Source organism: Ruminococcus difficilis (assembly GCF_016680995.1).
Genome location: NZ_JAEQMG010000164.1, coordinates 1 through 579 on the forward strand (window position 1 = coordinate 1; position 579 = coordinate 579).

Genomic DNA, 579 nt, shown 5'->3' on the forward strand with positions numbered 1-579 from the left:
CCATATACGGTCTGAGCGCCTCGGGGATGTTCACACTGCCGTCCTCATTAAGGTTGTTCTCGAGGAACGCGATCAGCATACGGGGCGGTGCGACACAGGTGTTGTTGAGGGTATGCGCAAAGTACTTTTTGCCGTCCTTGCCGTTGACGCGGATCTTCAGACGGCGCGCCTGCGCGTCACTGAGGTTCGAGCAGGAACCGACCTCAAAATACTTCTTCTGTCTGGGGCTCCATGCCTCAACGTCGATGCTCTTGACCTTGAGATCGGCGAGGTCGCCGGAACAGCACTCGAGGGTGCGTACCGGTACGTCGAGGGTGCGGAAGAATTCGACCGTATTCTGCCAGAGCTGATCGAACCACATCTTGGATTCTTCGGGCTTGCAGACGACGATCATTTCCTGCTTCTCGAATTGGTGGATACGATAGACGCCTCTCTCCTCGATACCGTGAGCGCCCTTTTCCTTGCGGAAGCAGGGGCTGTAGGAGGTCAGGGTGTAGGGCAGGTCTTCCTCCTGCAGGATGGTGTCGATGAACTTACCGATCATGCTGTGCTCTGAGGTACCGATCAGAGATCGGAAGA

At 56.3% G+C, this 579-nt stretch carries 1 protein-coding gene; it reads right to left on the minus strand.

Going from position 1 to position 579, the window contains the following annotated elements:
- On the minus strand, nt 1–579 hold a 579-nt coding region (locus tag JKK62_RS15325; protein ID WP_366503361.1), incomplete at both ends, for an aminoacyl--tRNA ligase-related protein.